The following is a 3,237-nucleotide window of genomic DNA, read 5'->3' as shown; positions in this document are numbered from 1 at the left end:
CTTCTCCTTGAAAACCAACACACAAGGATCACCTGCATTCCTGACAAGCTCTACAACAGACGCGTCCGGCCTGAGTCGATCATGACGCAAAAAAAACAGGAAAAACATGTAAATGGACTCTTCGTCGTTGCAGAAGAGCTCCTGAAACTTGATTTGGCCAAAGAAAATAGCGAAGCAGGAGCAGCATTGAATCAATTCATCCAATTTATCCTGACCACTGCATCAACAACAGGCAGACAGGCTTACGGAGACAGCCTTCCCTATCATACAAGAAAGAAATTGGCAATTCTATTTGCAAGAACGAAATTACAACCCAGAAAAGCAAAAACTATTGCGCTCTGCATTTTCCCAGAACTACTAGCAATAAAGAGATCTCTAAGAAAAAATCTTCATATTTAAAGGAGCACAAGGAGCTTGATGAAATGCGAAACCAAGAAAAGTGGAAATCGAGCAAGTTCATCTATAAGAAAGGAAAGCTCATTGCATCGAGAGACCCAAAAGAAGTTAGCATCGGTTCAAGATTGGTTACCGACCTTATTGCGGGATTTTACGACAACAATCTTAAGCAACATGCCAAGGGCAAATTATTAGATTTAGGTTGTGGAAAAGTTCCCCTTTATGCAGCGTATAGAAAATTTGTGACAGACAATATTTGTGTTGATTGGGGGAACACAGTTCACAAGAACGAGCACCTGGATTATGAGCTAGATCTAACAAAAAATCTTCCCTTCAATGACAGTGAGTTTGACACCATCATACTTTCAGACGTACTGGAGCATATACCTGTGCCAGAAAAACTCTGGAAGGAAATGACCAGAGTTTTGTCAATGGAAGGAAAAATCATAATGAATGTCCCTTTCTATTATTGGCTTCATGAAAAGCCTCATGATTACTATAGATATACAGAATTTGCACTGCGGCGCTTCGTGGAGACGTCTGAGCTGAAGCTGATCCAGCTTGAGCCTATGGGCGGAGCCATGGAAATCATGACCGACATTTTTGCGAAAAATATTCTTCAACTGCCAAAGCTGGGACGGCCATTTGCGCTTGTCACTCAATGGTTCACGTTGGGCTTCATAAGAACCAAATTCGGAAAGAAGGTATCAGAAGCCACAAGTAGAAATTTCCCTATAGGATATTTCTTAATCGTAGAAAAGCCGCATTAATGTAATAGAAAAGGCTGCTCAGAAAGTCTTGAGGCCTTGAATATTCATAAATTTTATTAACTTCAACGGGGCTACCGGCCAGCTGCCATACAACTCCCGCCTGGATGCACCTCCTCGCCCCGCACGAGGCCCGGCCCAACAGCAAACCCTACTGATCCCACAAGCATCGGCAAGCCCACGGGCAGACGCCTGTCCGACTGCCAGGGGAAAATCATCCCACGGGTTTGCGGCCGGCAGCGACACAGCCTAGCCTTTGGTAGCCCACGTTGTGTGAAGGGCCCTCCTTTTCCTGCGATGGAGCCTGAAACATGAAAGCATCCCTGCCCGCCCTGCTCGCCTTGATGCTGAGTTTTCTTGGCCTGGCCATTGCCAACGAGGCAGACGCGCCCACCCCGGCATCCGCCGCGCCAGACACCTCCACCACGGCCCCGCGCATACCGGACAGCTTGCCCCCCGCCGCTCACCTGCCGGGCCTGAACAGTGCACTACGGGTCGGTTCCGCCGTTGCCGCCTTTAGCACCAACGGCACGACGGGCACCTCGGGTACCCGCTAGCGTCCCCGGCGGTCGATGCAGCCGGTCGGTTACGGCATCTGCGGCTCCGATAGCGCGTGGCGGCACCTCATGAAGGTCCATCATGGCACCCTGTCCCACGGCTCCCCGGCCCCGAGTCCACCCATCGATCGCCTGGAAACGGATCTTCATACCAGCGGCCCACGGCCCATGGAGGGATTTGCCTTGTCCGTCCTGCATACCGCCGGCAACTCGTCCGCGCATCGCACACTCGCCTTCGTCCTCGCAGCTGTCATCAGCCTCTCGGGCTGCATATTCGCCCCCGGGCAGCATCTCGACACCTCAGATCTTCCTCACATGGGCTTGCCGGAAAGCCCCCGCTTCGAGCTGGTGCCCATTACCCCCAGCCTGGTGATCGCCCAGGAGTCCGCCCGCGTCGTCGAGGGACTGCCGCCCGAACTGACCGGCTACACCCCCGGCCCCTACCTGATCGGAATCGGCGACGTGCTCAGCATCACTGTCTGGGAGCACCCGGAACTGACCACCCCGGCGGGGGCGCAGCAGGCACCCGACGCCAACGGACGCTTGGTGCGTCCCGACGGCCGGCTGTTCTACCCCTACATCGGCGAAGTCGAGGCCGCCGGCCTGACCATCGAGGAACTGCGCAACACCATTGCTACGCGGCTGGCCCGCTACATCGAAAGCCCGCAGGTGGATGTTGCCGTGACCCGCTTCGGCGGCCGCCGGGCGATTCTCACCGGGGCCTTCGGCACCACCGGACCGTTGCCCCTGACCACCGTCCCGCTGACGCTGCCGGCGGCCATCGGCCAGGCCGGCATAAGAACCGGGGATGCCGACGTCGCCAGGCTGATCCTCAAGCGCGATGGTCGTGAATACCGCCTCGACCTCGACGTCCTGAACCGCGGCGGCTCGGAACTGGAGCGCATCTACCTGAAGGACGGCGACCAGTTGCACCTGCCCACCAACGACAGCCGGCGAGTCTTCGTCCTGGGCGAGGTCGTCGTGCCCGGACCACTGCCCTTCAGGAGCCGCAGTATGACCTTGACCGAGGTGATCGGCTCGGTCAGGGGCCTACGCCAGGAAACCTCCAATCCGCAGGCCGTCTACGTGATACGCGGTGTGAGGGATCTCGAACGGGAAACGGCCAAAGTCTTCCAGCTGGATGCCAAGTCGCCGACCGCCCTGGTGCTGGCCTCACATTTCCATCTCGAGCCACAGGACGTGGTGTTCGTCGGTGCCGCCGGCATCACTCGCTGGAACCGCTTCATCAGTCAGTTGTTCCCCTCGGCCAGATTCATTAATACCGGCTTTGATCTGGAGGACGATATCCGAGGTCGATAGTCGAATGATCTGTCATGCGCGGGTCCTAGCGCTTTTGCACATCAGGCTCACTCAGGAGGGCCTGATCGATCGGGAAACCTGGATGATCGATTTGAAAGCGCTCCATGAACCCCATCTTCAACCGAGGTAATGGCCCGCCGATGCTGTGCTCCCGATTTCTTTCTGGAGCCAGCCACCATGATGCGACCCGACGCCAA

At 55.7% G+C, this 3,237-nt stretch carries 3 protein-coding genes and 1 pseudogene; all 4 read left to right on the top strand.

The window, feature by feature from the left end; translation table 11 throughout:
* Positions 1 to 399: pseudogene (locus tag ACYVD0_RS14735) on the top strand (glycosyltransferase family 2 protein); the annotation flags it as partial.
* A gap of 23 nt (positions 400 to 422) precedes the next feature.
* Positions 423 to 1,166 (top strand): class I SAM-dependent methyltransferase, encoded by a 744-nt coding sequence (locus ACYVD0_RS14730; RefSeq protein ID WP_460427499.1) that lies wholly within the window; start codon positions 423 to 425, stop codon positions 1,164 to 1,166.
* A 308-nt stretch (positions 1,167 to 1,474) separates the two neighbouring features.
* Positions 1,475 to 1,720, top strand: a complete 246-nt coding sequence (locus ACYVD0_RS14725; protein WP_460427498.1) for a hypothetical protein — start codon at positions 1,475 to 1,477, stop codon at positions 1,718 to 1,720.
* Between the two features lie 168 nt (positions 1,721 to 1,888).
* Positions 1,889 to 3,040: a polysaccharide biosynthesis/export family protein gene (locus tag ACYVD0_RS14720; RefSeq protein WP_460427500.1), complete on the top strand. Its 1,152-nt coding sequence runs from the start codon at positions 1,889 to 1,891 to the stop codon at positions 3,038 to 3,040.
* Positions 3,041 to 3,237: the final 197 nt, after the last annotated feature.

The sequence above is a fragment of the Azotobacter armeniacus genome, assembly GCF_054779355.1.
This window is presented reverse-complemented; position numbering and strand designations above follow the sequence as displayed.

Excerpts from the sequence above, each read along its gene's own strand:
- ACYVD0_RS14730 (WP_460427499.1), top strand. The coding sequence starts at position 423 with ATGCGAAACCAAGAAAAGTGGAAATCGAGCAAGTTCATCTATAAGAAA.
- ACYVD0_RS14725 (WP_460427498.1), top strand. The coding sequence starts at position 1,475 with ATGAAAGCATCCCTGCCCGCCCTGCTCGCCTTGATGCTGAGTTTTCTT.
- ACYVD0_RS14720 (WP_460427500.1), top strand. The coding sequence starts at position 1,889 with ATGGAGGGATTTGCCTTGTCCGTCCTGCATACCGCCGGCAACTCGTCC.